Here is a 471-nt window from a genome sequence, read left to right on the forward strand (position 1 = left end):
CGATTACCGATATTGTTGAACTGGGGTATGCACTGTATGCCAGCGGCTTTTTTAACAACGGTAAGGCTTCTATCAAGGATATAATGACATTTCTGTCAACAGCGTTTCAGAAAGATCTGCACCACTACCAGCGTTTATTCTTCCAGATTGGGGAACGAAAAGGTAAGGTCACTAAATGTCTTGATGAATTGAAGACTGGCCTAATCAGGTATTTAGACCAGTTAGATGACCAGGATCAGCTAAAATAGCTATTATCAATTGATAAATTATACCGGAAAAATTTTGTATAAGCGGGCATGCATGGCTGTAGTATACTACTTCATGCATGCCTTTTTTGTTGCAATTTTTTAACACCTGTTGCAAAAATAAAGTCTATATCAATTGATAATACCACGATAAATCATCCCGCGCAAACGCCCCAGCTTTGTGATCATAATACAGATCACCATGACAAACACATACAACATAGCC

General features: G+C 38.4%; 1 protein-coding gene. It reads left to right on the top strand.

Translation table 11 applies throughout. The features are described 5' to 3' along the window. Positions 1-248: RteC domain-containing protein (locus A4R26_RS13685; protein WP_207625746.1), on the top strand; the 248-nt coding region annotated here is incomplete at its 5' end. Positions 249-471 lie beyond the last annotated feature (223 nt).

Origin of the sequence: Niastella populi, from assembly GCF_002078015.1 — a bacterium.
GTDB lineage: Bacteria > Bacteroidota > Bacteroidia > Chitinophagales > Chitinophagaceae > Niastella > Niastella populi.